The sequence below is a fragment of the Pseudomonas sp. R4-34-07 genome (genome assembly GCF_003852375.1).
In the GTDB taxonomy this organism is placed as follows: domain Bacteria; phylum Pseudomonadota; class Gammaproteobacteria; order Pseudomonadales; family Pseudomonadaceae; genus Aquipseudomonas.
The window spans coordinates 1,750,548-1,767,651 of the sequence record NZ_CP027760.1 but is presented as its reverse complement, the minus strand read 5'-3'; the positions used below and the strand labels follow the sequence as shown (position 1 = coordinate 1,767,651).

Genomic DNA, 17,104 nt, shown 5'->3' with positions numbered 1-17,104 from the left:
GGCTAATTGTTGTGGGAAAATCCCTTCAAGGCGCTACATTTTCGCTGTAGGACACAGTTTGAAATAGTCGCCCGGTTGAATCACCCCATGCCGCACCTTATATACCCCGCAGTAAGCGACATATTAAGCATGAGGAGAATTCTACAACCATGATGCGCATCCTGCTGTTCTTGGCCACTAACCTGGCGGTCGTACTGATTGCCAGCGTCACCCTGAGCCTTTTTGGCTTCGACGGGTTCATGGCGGCCAACGGGGTTGATCTGAACCTCAATCAGCTGCTGATTTTCTGTGCGGTCTTCGGTTTTGCCGGTTCGCTGTTCTCGCTGTTCATCTCCAAGTGGATGGCGAAAATGAGCACCAGCACCCAGATCATCACTCAACCACGCACTCGCCATGAACAATGGCTGATGCAAACCGTGGAGCAGTTGTCTCAAGAAGCAGGCATCAAAATGCCCGAGGTGGGGATTTTCCCTGCTTATGAGGCCAACGCCTTCGCCACCGGCTGGAACAAGAACGACGCGCTGGTCGCTGTCAGCCAGGGGCTCCTGGAGCGTTTTTCGCCCGACGAAGTCAAGGCGGTGCTGGCCCACGAGATCGGCCACGTGGCCAATGGCGACATGGTCACCCTGGCGCTGGTCCAGGGCGTGGTGAACACCTTCGTGATGTTCTTTGCGCGAATCATCGGTAACTTCGTCGACAAGGTGATCTTCAAGAACGAAGAAGGCCGCGGTATCGCCTACTTCGTGGCAACCATCTTCGCCGAGCTGGTCCTGGGCTTCCTGGCAAGCGCCATCGTAATGTGGTTCTCGCGTAAACGTGAGTTCCGCGCAGACGAAGCCGGCGCGCGCCTGGCGGGCACCAGCGCGATGATTGGCGCACTGCAACGCCTGCGCTCCGAACAAGGCCTGCCGGTGCATATGCCGGACAGCCTGACCGCCTTCGGCATCAACGGTGGCGTCAAGCAGGGCCTGGCTCGCCTGTTCATGAGCCACCCACCACTGGAAGAGCGGATTGACGCATTGCGTCGTCGCGGCTGATAACCCGGCAATACAAAAAAGGGGCGATTGAATCGCCCCTTTTTCGTGGGCGTGATTTACCGCCTGGTCAGCCGATAAACACGCTCATCAAGCCGAGTAACACCATCCGCCTTGAATTTGCTGCTTTCACTCAAAATGTCCCGCTCTTGCAGCGTGACCACATTCCAGTGCGGGCCCAGCAGCGACTGCACTTCCTCATCCGGGACAGCGAAGGGCGGGCCAGCCCTTTGCGCCTGGTCGTAGTCGACAGTGATCAACAGCCCCTCACAGGCGGGGGTCAGCAGGTTATCGAGATGCTCGGTGTATCGCGAGCGCATTGGCTGCGGCAAGGCGATCAGTGCCGCACGGTCATACAACGCCACGCAATCAGCCACAGCACTTGCGTCAAGGGCGAAGAAGTCACCGCACCACACTTCGATCAGGCCCGCCTGATACACCTTGAACACGCCTCTCTGATCGATCTGCGGCGTAAGTCCCTGTTCGCTGAAGAATGCCTCAACGGCTTTATCCGACACCTCCACACCCATCACGCGATGCCCGCGATCCGCCAACCACTTCATGTCCAGGCTTTTGCCACACAAAGGCACGAAAACCCTGGCACCATCGACCAGGGCCAACGTTGACCAATGCCGCTGCAAGTTAGGATTAACGTCGGCCTGATGAAAACCGATCTGATTGGTTGCCCAGCGTTCCTGCCAAATTTTTGCGTCCATGCATCACCCCGAAAAATCGATCAAAAGATACTAAATCTTATATTAGATCTGGATTAATGATCTGAATGAAGATAGCCCGATATTAATCTTCAGGAATCTTCTTATGCTCCCCAGCCTGTTTATCTCCCATGGCTCCCCGATGCTGGCTCTGCAACCCGGTGCCAGCAGCCCGGCGCTGCAGGCTCTGGCAGCCGCGCTGCCACGGCCCAAGGCGATTGTGGTGGTATCGGCGCATTGGGAAAGCCACGGACTGCTGGTCAGTGGCAGCGCCGCGCCCGAAACCTGGCATGACTTCGGCGGCTTCCCTCGCGAACTGTTTGCGGTGCAATACCCTGCGCCGGGTGATCCACGGCTGGCGAATGAAATTGCCGAGCTATTGCAGGCTGACGGCCTGACTGCACAGGTCGACAACCAACGGCCCTTCGACCATGGTACCTGGGTGCCCCTGTCGCTGATGTACCCGGCGGCGGATATTCCGGTGGTGCAAGTCTCCCTGCCAAGCCGCATGGGTCCGGCTTTTCAAACCCGGGTTGGACATGCCCTCTGCAGTCTGCGCGACCAAGGTGTGCTACTGATCGGCTCCGGCAGCATCACCCATAATCTCGGTGAGCTGGACTGGCGCGCCGGGCCGGAAACCATCACGCCATGGGCGCAAGCCTTTCGCGACTGGGTGGTCGAAAAACTCGCTGCCGGTGACGAAACAGCCTTGCATGACTATCGCCTCCTGGCGCCCCATGCAGTGCGCAGCCACCCCAGCGACGAGCATTTGTTGCCGCTTTACTTTGCGCGAGGTGCCGGCGGTGATTTCAGCGTGGCGCATCAGGGCTTCACCCTCGGCGCCTTGGGCATGGACATCTATCGCTTTGGCTGACACAGGTGCACTGCCTGAAATCCCAGGCAAAAAAAATCCCCGAACCAGTCGGGGATTTTTTATGTGCGATCAATCAGCCCAAGGGCGGATCAATCTTCGCGGTAGCGACGCAGCTTCAACTGCTTGCCGGCCACGCGTGTGTCTTTGAGCTTGGTCAGCAGTTTTTCCAGACCGTCTTCCGGCAGCTCCACCAGGGAGAAGCTGTCACGGACCTGGATACGACCGATGGCTTCACGTGCCAGGCCACCCTCGTTGAGGATAGCGCCCAGCAGGTTCTTGGCAGCGATACCGTCACGCGCGCCCAGCGCAGTACGGCAACGAGCACGGCCTTCAGCCAATGGAACCGGAGCACGACGCTCACGATCACCACGGTCCGGACGGTCGCCGGTACGCTCTGGACGATCACCGCGTGGCGCGTTGTTCGGTACCAGTGGGCGTTCTTTCTCGATCGCTGCCAGGGTCAGGGCCTGACCGTTGGTGGCTTTGCGCAACAACGCTGCAGCCAGGGCACGCGGGGTGCAACCGATATCGGCGGTCAGGCGGTCCAGCAGTTCGCCGTGGGTCGATTCAGCGTCAGCCACCAGTGGCGCCAGGCTGTTGGTCAGTTTCTTGATGCGGGCATCGAGAACGGCCTGGGCATCCGGAAGGCGAACCTCGGCCACTTTCTGGCCGGTGACACGCTCGATGACCTGCAGCATGCGGCGCTCACGCGGCGTTACCAGCAGCAGGGCACGACCTTCGCGACCGGCACGGCCGGTACGGCCGATACGGTGAACATAGGACTCTGGGTCGTACGGCATATCAACGTTGAACACGTGGGTGATACGTGGAACGTCGAGGCCACGGGCGGCAACGTCGGTCGCCACAACGATGTCCAGGCGGCCATCCTTGAGGGAGTCGATCACGCGCTCACGCTGGTTCTGGGCGATGTCACCGTTCAGCGCAGCGGCCTTGTAGCCTTTGGCTTCCAGGGCACTGGCCAGGTCCAGGGTCGCTTGCTTGGTGCGCACGAACATGATCAAGGCGTCGAAGTCTTCGACTTCCAGCAGGCTCAATACAGCCGAGGTCTTCTGGTCAGCGTGAACCAACAGGTGAGCCTGTTCGATCGCGGTAACGGTCTGGGTCTTGGTCTGGATCTTCACGTGTTGCGGATCGCGCAGGTGGCGTTCGGCAATGGCACGGATCGACTGCGGCAGGGTGGCCGAGAACAGCACGGTCTGACGGGTTGGTGGCAGTGCCTTGAAGATGACTTCCAGATCATCCATGAAGCCCAGCTTCAACATTTCGTCGGCTTCGTCGAGAACCAGGTGGTTCACGGTCGACAGGACTTTCTCGTCGCGACGCAGGTGGTCGCACAGACGGCCCGGGGTGGCGACAACGATCTGTGCGCCGTTACGGATGGCTTTCAGTTGTGGGCCCATAGGCGCGCCGCCGTAAACGGCCACAACGGTTACACCTGGCATTTGCTTGGCGTAGGTTTCGAAAGCGGTTGCTACTTGCAGCGCCAACTCACGGGTTGGCGCCAGGATCAGGGCTTGCGGTTCGCGCTTGGCAGGATCGATGCAGTGCAGGATAGGCAGGGCGAACGCGGCGGTTTTACCGGTACCGGTCTGCGCCTGGCCAATCATGTCCTGGCCGGCCATGATGATCGGGATCGATTGCTGCTGAATAGCCGAAGGTTCTTCGTAGCCAGTCGCGATGACGGCGGCGAGAATGTTCGGATTAAGATTAAAAGCGGCGAAGCCGCCGGTTTCCTGGGTCATGGGTCTGCCTCTAAGTGCATCCGCAAAGACCCATGCTCCAAAGCTGCGCATGCCGTGTTGAGACTCAAGAGTCGCCCTGGCTGCTTTGTCGGCGGGGATTTGCGAAAACGAATGAATGAAAAAGATTCGTCAAGGAAGAGTCCGCTGTGCGGACGTGCAGCCGAAGCTGACTTCGGGGAATTGCGCTACCTAAACGCGGCCCGGTTAAAGGCCGGCGCGCACTATACCGGAAATAGCTGAAAAAGGGAGCTTTTTTTATCGCAAAGCACCGATAAACCGCGCTGCGTCACAGCCTTTGCAGATAACTGCGCCAGGGTCTATTTTGCAAAGGCCCGGCCCTGTTGGTCATCACGCTTAAACGGTTCACCTGTCCAGGCCTGCCCCTTGGTCTGAAACCTTATCCGCGCCCCGAGGGCACACCCGATGAATCAAGCCAGCACCAGCCGCGTCACCCGTGAACTCCAGGGCCATGTCCTGTTGCTGGGACTGGACCGAGTGGCAAAGCGCAATGCTTTCGACCTCGACCTGCTCAACGAACTGAGCATGGCCTATGGCGATTTTGATCGAAACCCTGACGCGCGGGTTGCCGTGGTGTTTGCCCATGGCGACCACTTCACCGCCGGGCTCGACCTGGCCAATGTCAGCGGCGTCATGGCGGGAGGTTGGCAACCGCCCCTGGGCGGCTGCGACCCCTGGGGCGTATTCGCCGGTCCCAGGGTCAATAAACCGGTAATCGTGGCCGCCCATGGCTACTGCCTGACCCTCGGCATCGAGTTGATGCTGGCGGCGGATATCAATCTTTGCGCGAGCAACACGCGCTTTGCGCAGATGGAAGTGCAGCGTGGGATCTTTCCGTTTGGCGGTGCGACATTACGCTTTCATCAGATCGCCGGCTGGGGCAATGCGATGCGCTGGCTGCTGACCGGCGACGAGTTCGACGCCCATGAAGCCCTGCGCCTGGGCCTGGTGCAGGAAGTGATGGCCAGCGAAGACCTGCTGCCCCGCGCCATCGAGCTGGCCAATCGCATCGCACGCCAGGCGCCGCTTGGGGTGCAGGCAACGTTGATGTCGGCGCGATTGGCGCACAAGGAAGGCGAGACCGTGGCGGCCGACGCGTTGCCGCCGATGGTGAACAAGTTGCTGAACAGCGAAGACGCCAAGGAGGGCGTACGGGCGATGATCGAGAAGCGGCCTGGGGTGTTCAAGGGTATTTGAGTGGGCAGTGCCGGCCTCATCGGGAGCAAGCCCCCTCCCACAGTTGAAATGCGTTCCAAATGTGGGAGGGGGCTTGCCCTAATGCCAGTCAGTTAAGGACGAACACTGTACCTGTGGCGAGGGAGCTTGCTCCCGCTGGGCCGCGAAGCGGCCCCAAAAATGGGACTGCTGCGCAGTCCAGCGGGAGCAAGCTCCCTCGCCACAGGTTATTTTTTACCCTTTCTACTTCTTAACTGACTGGCATTAGGGCTTGCCCCCGATAGCGCCAGAACAGACGCCTAGGTCGCCGGCCGAATCACCTTGATCAACGCCTGCAACGAATAACCCAATCGCGGCGCCAAGGCCTCGGCGCGAGCGGACAACGCCTCCAGGTCCAGCTCCTGATCCAGCTCCGAAGGCACCAGCAGGATCACGTTGCCCTCCTTCACCGGCAGTTCCCAGTAATGCCGGTGATACAACCCGCGCAACAACGCCGCGCCCAGCGGCTTGCCATCATCGGTGGCCCACTGGTTGATCACCAGCCAACCGCCGGGATTGAGCTTTTTCTGACAGTTCTCCAGGAACGTCCAGGCCAGGTGACCGACGCCAGGCCCCACGTCGGTGTACAGGTCGACGAAGATCAGGTCGGCCGATTCGGCGCTGTCGAGCAACTCCAGGGCATCGCCGATACGGATATACAGGCGTGGATCATCGTCCAGGCCCAGATATTCAATCGCCAGGCGCGGTACGTCGGGGCGCAGCTCGATGGCTTCGACATCCTCAAGCGCCAGGAACTTGAGGCAGGCCTGGGTCAGCGTGCCGGCGCCAAGGCCAAGGAACAGCGCGCTCTCCGGCTGCTCATGACACAACGCACCGACCAACATCGCGCGGGTGTAATCGTACTCCAGCCAGCTCGGGTCGGCGGTGAATACGCAGCTTTGCTCGATGGCATCGCCAAATTCGAGAAAACGGTAATCGGCCACTTCCAACACACGGATCATGCCGAAATCATCATGGACTTCGGCCAGCAGGCGCTCGACACGCTCCTCGCTCATCACTACTCCTAACGGGTTGGCTGCGGGGCAAAGTGCGCGATTGTCGGCCAAGCGACGGCAGCAGGTCACGCACTAATTGCTGCTAACATTGACGCCCGAACGTCAACCTACCCAACGAGTGCATGATGAGCCAACCCTGGAGCCCCGACAGCTGGCGTGCCCTGCCGATCCAGCAACAACCCCGGCACCCGGATGCCGCGCACCTGCTGCAAGTGGAGCAGAGCCTGGCCAGTTACCCGCCGCTGGTGTTTGCCGGGGAAGCCCGCGAATTGCGTCGTCAGTTTGCCGAAGTCACCCAGGGTCGCGCCTTCCTGCTGCAAGGCGGTGACTGCGCCGAGAGCTTTGCCGAGTTTTCCGCCGCGAAAATCCGCGACACCTTCAAGGTGCTGCTGCAGATGGCGATCGTCATGACCTTCGCCGCGGGCTGCCCGGTGGTGAAAGTCGGACGCATGGCCGGCCAGTTCGCCAAGCCGCGCTCGTCCAACGATGAAACCATCGACGGCGTTACCCTGCCCGCCTACCGCGGCGATATCGTCAATGGCATCGGCTTCGACGAAAAGAGCCGCGTCCCGGACCCGGACCGCCTGTTGCAGAGCTACCACCAGTCCACCGCCACCCTCAACCTCCTGCGCGCGTTTGCCCAGGGTGGCTTCGCTGACCTGCACCAGGTGCACAAGTGGAACCTGGACTTCATTGCCAACTCCGCGCTGGCCGAAAAGTACAGCCAACTGGCCGACCGCATCGACGAGACCCTGGCCTTCATGCGCGCCTGCGGCATGGACGATTCGCCGCAACTGCGCGAGACCAGCTTCTTCACCGCTCACGAAGCGTTGCTGCTCAACTATGAAGAAGCCTTCGTGCGCCGTGACAGCCTGACCAACGACTACTACGACTGCTCGGCCCACATGCTGTGGATTGGCGACCGTACCCGTCAGCTGCATGGCGCCCACGTCGAGTTCCTGCGCGGGGTAAACAACCCGATCGGGGTCAAGGTCGGCCCGAGCATGAACCCGGACGACCTGATCCGCCTGATCGACATCCTCAACCCGGACAACGACCCCGGCCGCCTGAACCTGATTGCACGCATGGGCGCCAATAAGGTCGGCGACCACCTGCCAAACCTGATTCGCGCGGTGCAGCGCGAAGGCAAGCACGTGCTGTGGAGCTGCGACCCGATGCATGGCAACACCATCAAGGCCAGCAGCGGCTACAAGACCCGCGACTTTGCGCAGATCCTCGGCGAAGTGAAAGAGTTCTTCCAGGTGCACCAGGCTGAAGGCAGCTATGCCGGCGGCATTCATATCGAGATGACCGGGCAGAACGTCACCGAGTGCATTGGCGGCGCACGGCCGATCACCGAGGACGGCTTGTCGGACCGCTATCACACCCACTGCGACCCGCGGATGAATGCCGATCAGTCGCTGGAACTGGCGTTTTTGATTGCCGAAACCTTGAAACAGGTTAAACGCTGAAGACGTTGTCGCCTGGACTGATGCCATCGGGGGCAAGCCCCCTCCCACAGGTTGGAATGCATTTCAAAATGTGGGAGGGGGCTTGCCCCCGATGGCGCCCTAAAGACCAGCCTCCAGGCCGAGCATTGCCACCCGTAACCGCGCGGCGCTCGGCCGCTGGCAATTGAGCACGACCTGTTGCAGCCCCAACCAATCGGCCATCTGCCGCAGGTTCAGCGCCAACGCCGACATCCCCTGGTCATCCAGGCCCGGCTCTTCCTCGTGCACCGCATGCACCGCCAGGCAGCCGTTGGCCCGTTCGGCGCGCACATCGACGCGCGCAGCGATCCGCTCGTTGTGCAAAAACGGCAGCACGTAGTAGCCGTACACCCGCTTGTGTTGCGGGGTGTAAATTTCCAGCCGGTAACGGAAATCGAACAGGCGCTCGGTACGGGCACGCTCCCAGATCAACGAATCAAAGGGCGACAGCAAGGCGCTGGCCGGCACGTTGCGTGGCACTTTGGGTGCCGGCAAGCAATACGCCGGCTGCTTCCAGCCTTGCACCTCGCAGTTCAGCAGCTGCCCATCCTCGATCAGCTCGGCCAGGCGCTGGCGGCTGTCGACTGGTGCGAGGCGAAAGTAATCGCGCAGGTCTTTTTCAGTGGCCACTCCCAGGGCGGTTGCGCTGTGCAACAACAAGCCCCGCTGAGCCTCGGCTTCGTTCAGGTTGGCTTGAAGGATTTCGGCGGGGAGTACCCGTTCGGGCAAATCATAGAGGCGTTCAAAGCCACGCCGCCCGGCAACGGTGACCAGGCCGGCCGCGAACAGCCATTCCAACGCGTGCTTCTCGTCGCTCCAATCCCACCATGGCCCGGCACGCACCTCGCGGGTCGACAAACTGCCCGCGCCCAAGGCGCCCTGCTCTTCGACGGCGCGCAGTACGCGCTGGACAGTGCTCTGCTGCTCACGCCCGAATCGCGCCATTTGCGCGTAGATCCCCTGCCCCCGCTTGGCCCGCTCCATGCGCCAGCGCATCATTGGGTACAGCGCCATGGGCAGCAACGAGGCTTCGTGCCCCCAATATTCGAACAGCGAGCGCTGCCGCCCCTGGCTCCAGGCAGCCTGTTCGAGCATCAAGGGGGAATAACGGCCCAGCCGAGAAAACAGCGGCAGGTAATGGGAGCGCACCACGGCATTGACCGAATCGATCTGCAGCACACCGAGGCGCTCGATCACACGGTTGAGGTGCGCAGCTTTTATCTGTGCCGGCGGCTGGCGCCCGGAAAACCCCTGGGCTGCCAGCGCCATGCGTCGTGCTTGCTTGAGGGAAAAGGACAGGACGGCGGGCATGGGTAGCTCCTCGAATACGCGCGTCCTACCCTACTGCATTCCCGGTTACTTTCGCAGCGGGTCTTCCCAGAAATGCCGATGGATTTCCTGCTCCACATCGATACGGTTAAGACCGATATCCTTGAGCGCGTCGTCGCTCATGCCCGCCAGCATCTGGCGTTCACGATGCAGCGCCTGCCAACGCGAAATCGTATGAAGAAGCCCGGAAAGCGGCCACTTTGCCATCAATTCAACATCTGTTTGACCTTTCATCTTCTCGCCCTCCAGTGGGGATGGCGCCAGTGTGTGCCTGGGCTTATGATCAATCCAACGAATGTTTCTTATGAAACACATCTCGGAGATTGATCAATTGTCCACGTACCCCAGCATCGACACCGAAGTGCTGCGCACCTTCGTCGCCATCGCCGATCAGGGTGGTTTTACCCGGGCCGGCGAGTTGGTCAACCGCACCCAGTCGGCGGTGAGCATGCAGATGAAACGCCTGGAAGAGGACGTGCTGCAGCGCAAGCTGTTCGAACGCGATGGCCGTCAGGTGCGGCTGACCCCCGAGGGCCAAGTGTTGCTGGGTTATGCGCGGCGCATCCTGAAATTGCACAGCGAAGTGTTCAACACCCTGCGCGAGCCGCATATGGTGGGCCTGGTGCGCATCGGCACGCCGGACGATTACGTGATGCGCTTCCTGCCAGGCATCCTCAAGCAGTTTTCCAAGGCTTACCCGCTGATCCAGATCGAACTGCACTGCGAGTCGTCAATGGTGCTGATGCAGCGCCGGGACCTGGCATTGACCGTGATCAGCCGCGAGCCCGGCAATGATCTGGGTGAATTCTTGCGCACTGAGCGCATGGTGTGGGCCGCCTCGCCGTGTTTCTGCGTGGACGAGCATGACGCCCTGCCGCTGGCGGTTTCCGGCGACGACTGTGTTTACACGCAGTGGGCCCGGGCGGCGCTGGATGCGGCCGGAAGGGATTATCGCCTGGCCTATCACAGCTCCAACGGCGCGGCGATCCTGGCAGTCGTCAGTGCCGGCCTGGCGGCGATGATCAGCATGGAAAGCCTGGTGCCCCAGGACCTGCGCGTACTCGGTAGCGACGAAGGCTTCCCCCCCTTGCCGTCGATGCACCTGCGCTTGCTGCGCAACCCGCAGATGACGTCGCCCATCACCGAATGCCTGGCCGACTACATCCTCGAAGGCTTCAGACTTTAAAGGTCAGCATCACCGCGCACACCACCAGGAAGCCGCAGAACAGGCCACGCAATACGCGCTCGGGTAGCGCATGAGCGACTTTCACGCCCCAACTGATACTGAGCAGGCCGCCCACCGCCAACGGCACGCCGATCAGCCAGTCCACCTGGTGGTGCCAGGCGTAGGTGACCAGCGTCACTCCGGTGCTGGGCAGCGCCAACGCAAGGGATAAGCCTTGGGCGACGACCTGGGTGGTGCCGAAAACACTGGTCAGCACCGGCGTGGCCACCACCGCGCCACCCACGCCAAACAGCCCGCCCATGGCGCCCGACGCTGCACCGAGTACCCCCAACCAGGGCCAGGAATAGCGCATGTGCGCGGTCGGCGGTGCGTTGCGGGTGAACATGCGCAACAGGTTATAGGCCGCCAGCACCACCAAAAACACGATAAACCCAATCCGCATCGCACCGGCATCCAGGCCTACCGCCCAGATCGATCCTAGCCAGGCAAAGCTGAAGCCCATCACACCCAGCGGCAAGGCGTGGCGCAGCTCGATGCGGTTGCGCTGGTGATAACGCCACAGGGCCAGCATCACGTTGGGGACTACCATGACCAGCGCAGTGCCTTGGGCGATCTGCTGGTCCAGGCCGAACAGCACCCCCAGCACGGGGATGGCAATCAGCCCGCCTCCAATGCCAAACAAGCCGCCCACTGTGCCAAGGGCCGCACCCAATACCAGGTACATCGCTAAATCCAACACCGCTCGCTACTCCGTCATCCCAAGCCTTGCATGCTACGCAGTCGGCCCTGGTACGGAAACGCACAGCAACGCACAATGGTTGTGCCAACCTCGCATAAGCATGAGCCGATGAATCCCAATACCCTCACCGACCAACTGGGCCTGTTTCTCGATGTACTCGAAACCGGCAGCTTTTCCGCCGCTGCACGCCGTCATCCGCTGACCCCCTCGGCCGTGGCGCGGCGTATCGACAGCCTGGAAAACTCAGTCGGCAGCCGCCTGTTCCAGCGCAGCACCCATGCCGTGGTGCCCACCCCGGCTGGCCTGGCCTTTGCCGAGCGGGCGCGACGGATTGTGAGTGAATTGCAACTGGCGCGCGCCGAAGCCGTGTCGTTGAGCCATGCGCCGGAAGGCCTGATCCGCATGGATGCACCGGCGGCTTTCGGGCGACGGCACCTGGCGCCGGTGATTGCAGATTTCCTGAAGGTGTACCCTGGACTGGATGTGCACCTGCATTTGATCGACAGCTTTGTTGATATGCAGGGTGCGCATTTGGGCAAGGTCGACCTGGTACTGCGCGCCGGGCATATTGCCGACACCCGACTGATCGCCACGCCGCTCGCCAGTATTGTGCGCATCGCCTGCGCCAGTCCGGGCTACCTGAAAAGCCGCGGTACGCCGACGCACCCGCGGGAACTGAGCGAACATGACGGCCTGGATTGGGACGGGCTGGCGCCGATGTTCGCCTGGCGCTTCGAACTGGACGGGCGCCGCGCCATCTACCGCCCTCGCCGTATCCGCATGAGTGCCAACAACGCCGAAGCCCTGCTCAGCGGCGCCCTGGCAGGGTTGGGTATTGCGCACCTGCCGACATGGCTGGCCAGCGAATACCTGGTGCGCGGTGAACTCTTGCCCCTGTTTTGTGAAAACGGCTTGCCCAGCCCGGAAACCACCGGCATTTACGCGCTACGCCTGGAACAACAACCCAATGCGCGCAGCCGATTGCTGCTGGAATACCTGAAGTCCCGTTTCAGCCCCGTGCCACCCTGGGATCTGGCCCTGCGAAGCACCATGGTCTGACCGTCCGGGTAGAATTATCTGGTGCATTAAAGATTTGCCCGCTAGATTCCAGCCCATACAGGCTTTTTTCGAGGCACCGCCATGAGCAAGAACCCCACCCCCTGCGAATCCCTGATGCTGGATAACCAGCTGTGTTTCGCGTTGCATTCCACCTCGCTGCTGATGACCAAGGTCTACAAGCCTCTCCTCCAGGCGCTCGGCCTGACTTATCCGCAATACCTGGCCATGATGGTGCTGTGGGAGGAGGACGGATTGACCGTCGGCGAAATCAGCAATCGCCTGCTCACCGATCCCGGCTCCCTGACCCCGCTGCTCAAGCGCCTGGAAGCCGAAGGCCTGTTGAGCCGCACCCGCAGCCGCGAAGACGAACGCGTGGTGGTAGTGGAGTTGACTGACGCCGGGCGGGCGCTGCAGGACCGGGCGATGGACGTTCCCCAGTGCATCCTGGGGGCCAGCGGACTGGAACTGGAGCAGCTACGCAAGCTGCAGGCGGATTTGGTTGCTTTGCGCAGCAACCTGCAGAACGCAATCTAAAGAAGCAAAAAATACTGAACGCGGGAGGGGCAAGCCCCAATTCCAGTCAGTCAAGGGCGAACACTGTACCTGTGGCGAGGGAGCTTGCTCCCGCTGGGCCGCGAAGCGGCCCCCACAATGGGACTGCTGCGCAGTCCAGCGGGAGCAAGCTCCCTCGCCACAGGTTATTTTTTACCCTTCCTACTTCTTAACTGACTGGCGTGAGGGCGAGCCCTCCCACTGCGTTTTCCCATCGCCCAAAAAATATTTATAAATTTATCTTGCGCACTAAATATTAGCGCTATACATTCACCTCACCAACTACTTAGCGCACAAATATTTAGCGCTAACAACACAGAGGACGACACCATGCAAACGCTCTATACCGCAGTAGCCACCGCCACCGGCGGCCGTGATGGTCGCGCTGTCTCCAGCGACAACGTCCTCGACGTCAAACTCTCCACTCCCAAGGAATTGGGCGGCGCTGGCGGCCAGGCCACCAACCCTGAACAGCTGTTCGCTGCCGGCTACTCGGCCTGCTTTATCGGCGCGCTGAAATTCGTCGCCAGCCAGACCAAACGCAAGATCCCGGATGACGCTTCGATCACCGCCCATGTCGGCATTGGCCAGATCCCCGGTGGCTTCGGCCTGGACATCGACCTGCACATCAGCCTGCCAGGCCTGGCGCAAGACGATGCGCAAAGCCTGGTCGACGCCGCCCACCAGGTCTGCCCGTACTCCAACGCCACTCGCGGCAACGTTGATGTGCGCCTGCACGTAACCGTTTAACCACGCGCCCAGATCGGAGAAGACCATGAACACCTTTGCTAAAGCGCTCACCGGCAGCCTGCTTGCCCTGTCCATCAGCACCGCCTTCGCCGCTAGCGGTGATGTGGAGCACAGTACCCAGGGTTTCCTGGATGCGCTGAACGCCGGCACCGGCAAGCCCATCGAGCAATTGACGCCCCAACAGGCCCGTGCGGTGCTGACGGGTGCCCAGGCCGGGGTGAAGTTGAGCCTGCCCAAGGCAGACGTGAGCCAGAAGACCATTCAGGTCGACGGCCAGCCGCTGGACCTGACCATTGTGCGTCCAGCCGGGGCCAAGGGCACTTTGCCGGTGTTCATGTTCTTCCACGGCGGTGGCTGGGTGCTGGGGGATTACCCCACCCATGAACGCCTGGTGCGGGACCTGGTGGTGGGTTCGGGGGCAGTGGCGGTGTTCGTCAACTACACGCCGTCACCAGAAGCGCGTTATCCGGTGGCGATCAACCAAGCGTATGGCGCAACAAAGTGGGTGGCCGAGCACGGTAAAGAGATCAACGTCGATGGCAAGCGCCTGGCAGTCGCGGGCAACAGCGTCGGCGGCAACATGGCAGCGGTGGTCAGCCTGATGGCCAAGGACAAGGGTACGCCGGCGATCAAGTTTCAGCTGCTGCTGTGGCCGGTGACCGATGCCAACTTCGACACGGGCTCCTACAACCAGTACGCCGAGGGGCACTTCCTCACCCGGAACATGATGAAATGGTTCTGGGACAATTACACCACCGACGCCAACCAGCGCGCCGAGATCTACGCCTCGCCACTACGAGCCACCCCTGATCAACTCAAGGGGTTGCCACCTGCGATGGTGCAAACCGCCGGCGCCGATGTACTGCGTGACGAGGGTGAAGCCTACGCCCGCAAGCTGGATCAGGCCGGCGTGCCGGTGACTGCCGTACGCTACAACGGCATGATCCACGACTACGGTTTGCTCAACGTGGTCAGCCAGGTACCGGCGGTGCGCTCGGCATTGCTGCAAGCGTCGGAAGAACTCAAGCAACACCTGAAGTAAACCCCGCGCGCACAAAAAAGCCCGACGCATGGTCGGGCTTTTCTGTTCGTAAGGCAGGGCCAGAATTACTTCTTGGCGCGACCTTTGTACGAACCACCTTCGCGGGTGTCGATCTCGATCAGGTCGTCGATTTCGATGAAATCGGCCACTTGCAGCTCGGTACCGTTGCTCAGCTTGGCAGGCTTCATCACCTTGCCGGAAGTGTCGCCGCGAGCGGAACCTTCGGTGTAGGCCACTTTACGCACGATGGTGGTCGGCAGCTCTACGGAAACCAGGCGCTCTTCGAAGAAGATCGCTTCGCAGACGTCTTCCATGCCTTCTTCGATGAACGGCAGAACGGCTTCGATATCTTCAGCGTTCAGCTCGTACATGGTGTAGTCGGTGGTGTCCATGAACGTGTAGGTGTCGCCGCTGATGAAGGACAGGGTCGCTTCCTTGCGGTCGAGGATCACGTCGTCCAGTTTGTCATCGGCGCTGTAGACGATCTCGGTCTTGTAACCGGTCAGCAGGTTCTTCAGCTTGGTCTTCATGATGGCGCTGTTACGACCAGACTTGGTGAACTCAGCTTTCTGAACCAGCCAAGGGTCGTTTTCGAGACGGATCACTGTACCGGGTTTCAGTTCTTTACCAGTTTTCATTGCATATATCCGAAATTTGGATGGGATTTACAAAAATCAAGGTGGCGTATCATATCCAACTTTCATAAAACTGTACCAGCGCCGTCGCAAGATCGGCCTGCAAGCCCTGTTCCAGACACCAGTCTTGCGCATGCCGGCTGAGCTCCGGCCAGTGTTCCAGCAGCATTTTCCAGGATTGGGCCATATCCGCCTCGGTGTTCCAGGCTTGCCAGAGTGCAACCAGCGCCGCCTTGGCCGCGGGCGACAACGCGGCGGTGTACAGCTCGAGGAACGCATCGAGCTTGTCGAGGTGGATGTCTTCGTCCTGACGATAGATGTGCCACAGCAACGGGCGCCCGGCCCACTGGGCGCGCACGAACGAATCTTCGCCGCGCACGGCATTGATGTCACAGCACCACAGCAACAGGTCGTACTGCGCCTGGCGCACGAACGGCAGCACCTGCACAGTCAAGGCTCCGCGCTGATGCACAGCCCCCGCCGCCAACCCCTCCTCGCCCAGCCAGCGCTGCACGTCACCCAGGATGCGCCCTTCCGGCACCAACAGATGAGTGGCACGCCCGTCCGTCGACAATGCGTCCAGCCAACTGCCGAGCCCGGCGTTTTCATAGGCGAACAGTGAGATCAGGCGCGCATCGGCTAGCGGAAATACGCCCAGGCTTTGCAGGAATTGTCGCTGCGCATCGGCATCCTGCTGAAAAGCCTGACGCTGTTGCAGCAGCCCCGCCTCACGCAACAGCCCGCCGGTGCCCGGACGAAAGCCCGGGAAAAAGAAGTACTTCTGCACACCCTTGAACTTCACCGACGGCAGGCGGTGACAGCCCACCACCCAGTCCTCGGCGCTGAGGTAATCCAGGTTCATCCACAACGGCGTGCGTTCACGCGCGGCCATGGCTTCCATATAGTCAGGCGGCAGCTGGCAAGCGAACGCGGCAATCACCACATCGGCCGCAGGCGTTGTCGACCAGTCAAACGGCCAGTGGCGCACATCCACACCCGCTTGCCATTGCTGCGCCAGGTTTACATCGATCTGTGGGCACATGCGCTCGAAGGCGCGCAGGTCATCGACCCACAGGCGCACATCGCACGCGTGCTCCGCGACCAATTGGCGGGCCAGTCGCCAGGTCACGCCGATGTCGCCGTAGTTATCGACGACGCTGCAAAAAATATCCCAGCGGGCTTTCATTCCGGGCTCCACGACTCAAAGGCTCGATTGTCCGCATAAATGCGCCGATGCAGAAGGCTTGATCGCGATTATTCTGCGCAGTGGCTGTGCGACAATCGCTGCCACGCCGTCAATGCCTGCCAGGAGGCCATCATGTCTGACCGTCCGCTGTCGCTGTTCAAGCTGTGTATCGCCATTGCCGCAGGCGTGTGGCTGGGGTTTATCGCCATTGCGCTGACCAGCTGGCTGGCATCGCGCTACCTGTTCCCTCAGAGCCTCGCACCCGTGGCCCAGGCGGTGCAGCAACTGGGTAAGCCGACCGTCGTCACGCCGGAGCCGCCAAACCGTATGTTCGAGCAGTACCAGCAGAACCTGCAAAAGCAGGAGCAGCAACAAGCCCTGGACCAGGCCCGAAGCAATGCGCGCAACCTGGCCAACCCCAAATGCCAGTTCTGGCTGCAACAGGATCAGAACGCTCCAAATGAAAAATCCAAAGCCAATGTCCTGCAATTCTGCGATTAGAG

At 61.0% G+C, this 17,104-nt stretch carries 18 protein-coding genes; 10 read left to right on the top strand and 8 right to left on the bottom strand.

The window, feature by feature from the left end; all coding sequences use genetic code 11:
* The first annotated feature begins 149 nt into the window (after positions 1-149).
* Positions 150-1,037 carry a protease HtpX gene (htpX, locus tag C4J85_RS08085; protein WP_124361920.1) on the top strand — a complete coding sequence of 296 codons (888 nt, stop codon included), beginning with the start codon at positions 150-152 and terminating at the stop codon, positions 1,035-1,037.
* Positions 1,038-1,093: 56 nt separating this feature from the next.
* Here the strand turns inward: htpX and C4J85_RS08080 are convergent, their stop codons facing one another.
* A complete protein-coding gene (locus tag C4J85_RS08080) occupies positions 1,094-1,750 on the bottom strand; it encodes a thiopurine S-methyltransferase (protein ID WP_124409397.1) in 657 nt (218 codons plus the stop codon).
* Positions 1,751-1,853: 103 nt separating this feature from the next.
* Here C4J85_RS08080 and C4J85_RS08075 point away from each other — a divergent pair, with 103 nt between their 5' ends.
* A complete protein-coding gene (locus C4J85_RS08075) occupies positions 1,854-2,621 on the top strand; it encodes a class III extradiol ring-cleavage dioxygenase (protein ID WP_124409396.1) in 768 nt (255 codons plus the stop codon).
* A gap of 89 nt (positions 2,622-2,710) precedes the next feature.
* On the opposite strand, the gene C4J85_RS08070 is transcribed toward C4J85_RS08075, so the two are convergent.
* Positions 2,711-4,384 carry a DEAD/DEAH box helicase gene (locus C4J85_RS08070; RefSeq protein ID WP_124409395.1) on the bottom strand — a complete coding sequence of 558 codons (1,674 nt, stop codon included), beginning with the start codon at positions 4,382-4,384 and terminating at the stop codon, positions 2,711-2,713.
* A 423-nt stretch (positions 4,385-4,807) separates the two neighbouring features.
* Here C4J85_RS08070 and C4J85_RS08060 point away from each other — a divergent pair, with 423 nt between their 5' ends.
* The gene (locus C4J85_RS08060; RefSeq protein ID WP_124409394.1) at positions 4,808-5,599 is read left to right on the top strand and encodes a crotonase/enoyl-CoA hydratase family protein; all 792 of its coding nucleotides are present in this window, start codon (positions 4,808-4,810) and stop codon (positions 5,597-5,599) included.
* A gap of 278 nt (positions 5,600-5,877) precedes the next feature.
* Here C4J85_RS08060 and C4J85_RS08055 read toward each other — a convergent pair whose 3' ends face one another.
* Complete coding sequence (locus C4J85_RS08055) at positions 5,878-6,633, bottom strand: spermidine synthase (protein ID WP_124409393.1); 756 nt, start codon at positions 6,631-6,633, stop codon at positions 5,878-5,880.
* 125 nt (positions 6,634-6,758) lie between these two features.
* Between C4J85_RS08055 and C4J85_RS08050 the strand changes: the two genes are divergently transcribed.
* Positions 6,759-8,105 carry a class II 3-deoxy-7-phosphoheptulonate synthase gene (locus C4J85_RS08050; protein WP_124409392.1) on the top strand — a complete coding sequence of 449 codons (1,347 nt, stop codon included), beginning with the start codon at positions 6,759-6,761 and terminating at the stop codon, positions 8,103-8,105.
* A gap of 99 nt (positions 8,106-8,204) precedes the next feature.
* Here C4J85_RS08050 and C4J85_RS08045 read toward each other — a convergent pair whose 3' ends face one another.
* Together C4J85_RS08045 and C4J85_RS08040 are read right to left on the bottom strand one after the other, a co-directional pair.
* A complete protein-coding gene (locus tag C4J85_RS08045; protein WP_124366383.1) occupies positions 8,205-9,434 on the bottom strand; it encodes a winged helix-turn-helix domain-containing protein in 1,230 nt (409 codons plus the stop codon).
* A gap of 45 nt (positions 9,435-9,479) precedes the next feature.
* Entirely contained in the window at positions 9,480-9,686 is a 207-nt protein-coding gene (locus C4J85_RS08040) for a DUF1127 domain-containing protein (protein WP_256657887.1), read from the bottom strand.
* A 70-nt stretch (positions 9,687-9,756) separates the two neighbouring features.
* Between C4J85_RS08040 and C4J85_RS08035 the strand changes: the two genes are divergently transcribed.
* Positions 9,757-10,638: a LysR family transcriptional regulator gene (locus tag C4J85_RS08035; protein ID WP_124366381.1), complete on the top strand. Its 882-nt coding sequence runs from the start codon at positions 9,757-9,759 to the stop codon at positions 10,636-10,638.
* Here C4J85_RS08035 and C4J85_RS08030 read toward each other — a convergent pair.
* Entirely contained in the window at positions 10,628-11,377 is a 750-nt protein-coding gene (locus C4J85_RS08030) for a sulfite exporter TauE/SafE family protein (protein WP_124403519.1), read from the bottom strand. The genes C4J85_RS08035 and C4J85_RS08030 overlap by 11 nt on opposite strands.
* Positions 11,378-11,485: 108 nt before the next feature.
* Here C4J85_RS08030 and C4J85_RS08025 point away from each other — a divergent pair, with 108 nt between their 5' ends.
* The 4 genes from C4J85_RS08025 to C4J85_RS08005 all read left to right on the top strand — a co-directional run bounded on the left by C4J85_RS08025 (position 11,486) and on the right by C4J85_RS08005 (position 14,780).
* Complete coding sequence (locus C4J85_RS08025) at positions 11,486-12,436, top strand: LysR family transcriptional regulator (protein ID WP_124409390.1); 951 nt, start codon at positions 11,486-11,488, stop codon at positions 12,434-12,436.
* 81 nt (positions 12,437-12,517) lie between these two features.
* Positions 12,518-12,970, top strand: a complete 453-nt coding sequence (locus C4J85_RS08020; RefSeq protein WP_124409389.1) for a MarR family winged helix-turn-helix transcriptional regulator — start codon at positions 12,518-12,520, stop codon at positions 12,968-12,970.
* 348 nt (positions 12,971-13,318) lie between these two features.
* The gene (locus C4J85_RS08010; RefSeq protein WP_124409387.1) at positions 13,319-13,738 is read left to right on the top strand and encodes an organic hydroperoxide resistance protein; all 420 of its coding nucleotides are present in this window, start codon (positions 13,319-13,321) and stop codon (positions 13,736-13,738) included.
* Between the two features lie 25 nt (positions 13,739-13,763).
* Complete coding sequence (locus C4J85_RS08005) at positions 13,764-14,780, top strand: alpha/beta hydrolase (RefSeq protein ID WP_124409386.1); 1,017 nt, start codon at positions 13,764-13,766, stop codon at positions 14,778-14,780.
* A gap of 65 nt (positions 14,781-14,845) precedes the next feature.
* Here the strand turns inward: C4J85_RS08005 and C4J85_RS08000 are convergent, their stop codons facing one another.
* Positions 14,846-15,418, bottom strand: a complete 573-nt coding sequence (locus C4J85_RS08000) for an elongation factor P (RefSeq protein ID WP_003172723.1) — start codon at positions 15,416-15,418, stop codon at positions 14,846-14,848.
* 49 nt (positions 15,419-15,467) lie between these two features.
* A complete protein-coding gene (gene earP, locus C4J85_RS07995; protein ID WP_124406688.1) occupies positions 15,468-16,601 on the bottom strand; it encodes an elongation factor P maturation arginine rhamnosyltransferase EarP in 1,134 nt (377 codons plus the stop codon).
* Positions 16,602-16,733: 132 nt separating this feature from the next.
* Here earP and C4J85_RS07990 point away from each other — a divergent pair, with 132 nt between their 5' ends.
* The gene (locus C4J85_RS07990) at positions 16,734-17,102 is read left to right on the top strand and encodes a hypothetical protein (protein WP_124361905.1); all 369 of its coding nucleotides are present in this window, start codon (positions 16,734-16,736) and stop codon (positions 17,100-17,102) included.
* Positions 17,103-17,104 lie beyond the last annotated feature (2 nt).

Bases quoted from the DNA above. Each gene is read 5' to 3' on its own strand.
- htpX (WP_124361920.1), top strand. From the start codon at position 150: ATGATGCGCATCCTGCTGTTCTTGGCCACTAACCTGGCGGTCGTACTG.
- C4J85_RS08080 (WP_124409397.1), bottom strand. From the start codon at position 1,750: ATGGACGCAAAAATTTGGCAGGAACGCTGGGCAACCAATCAGATCGGT.
- C4J85_RS08075 (WP_124409396.1), top strand. From the start codon at position 1,854: ATGCTCCCCAGCCTGTTTATCTCCCATGGCTCCCCGATGCTGGCTCTG.
- C4J85_RS08070 (WP_124409395.1), bottom strand. From the start codon at position 4,384: ATGACCCAGGAAACCGGCGGCTTCGCCGCTTTTAATCTTAATCCGAAC.
- C4J85_RS08060 (WP_124409394.1), top strand. From the start codon at position 4,808: ATGAATCAAGCCAGCACCAGCCGCGTCACCCGTGAACTCCAGGGCCAT.
- C4J85_RS08055 (WP_124409393.1), bottom strand. From the start codon at position 6,633: ATGAGCGAGGAGCGTGTCGAGCGCCTGCTGGCCGAAGTCCATGATGAT.
- C4J85_RS08050 (WP_124409392.1), top strand. From the start codon at position 6,759: ATGAGCCAACCCTGGAGCCCCGACAGCTGGCGTGCCCTGCCGATCCAG.
- C4J85_RS08045 (WP_124366383.1), bottom strand. From the start codon at position 9,434: ATGCCCGCCGTCCTGTCCTTTTCCCTCAAGCAAGCACGACGCATGGCG.
- C4J85_RS08040 (WP_256657887.1), bottom strand. From the start codon at position 9,686: ATGAAAGGTCAAACAGATGTTGAATTGATGGCAAAGTGGCCGCTTTCC.
- C4J85_RS08035 (WP_124366381.1), top strand. From the start codon at position 9,757: ATGAAACACATCTCGGAGATTGATCAATTGTCCACGTACCCCAGCATC.
- C4J85_RS08025 (WP_124409390.1), top strand. From the start codon at position 11,486: ATGAATCCCAATACCCTCACCGACCAACTGGGCCTGTTTCTCGATGTA.
- C4J85_RS08020 (WP_124409389.1), top strand. From the start codon at position 12,518: ATGAGCAAGAACCCCACCCCCTGCGAATCCCTGATGCTGGATAACCAG.
- C4J85_RS08010 (WP_124409387.1), top strand. From the start codon at position 13,319: ATGCAAACGCTCTATACCGCAGTAGCCACCGCCACCGGCGGCCGTGAT.
- C4J85_RS08005 (WP_124409386.1), top strand. From the start codon at position 13,764: ATGAACACCTTTGCTAAAGCGCTCACCGGCAGCCTGCTTGCCCTGTCC.
- C4J85_RS08000 (WP_003172723.1), bottom strand. From the start codon at position 15,418: ATGAAAACTGGTAAAGAACTGAAACCCGGTACAGTGATCCGTCTCGAA.
- earP (WP_124406688.1), bottom strand. From the start codon at position 16,601: ATGAAAGCCCGCTGGGATATTTTTTGCAGCGTCGTCGATAACTACGGC.
- C4J85_RS07990 (WP_124361905.1), top strand. From the start codon at position 16,734: ATGTCTGACCGTCCGCTGTCGCTGTTCAAGCTGTGTATCGCCATTGCC.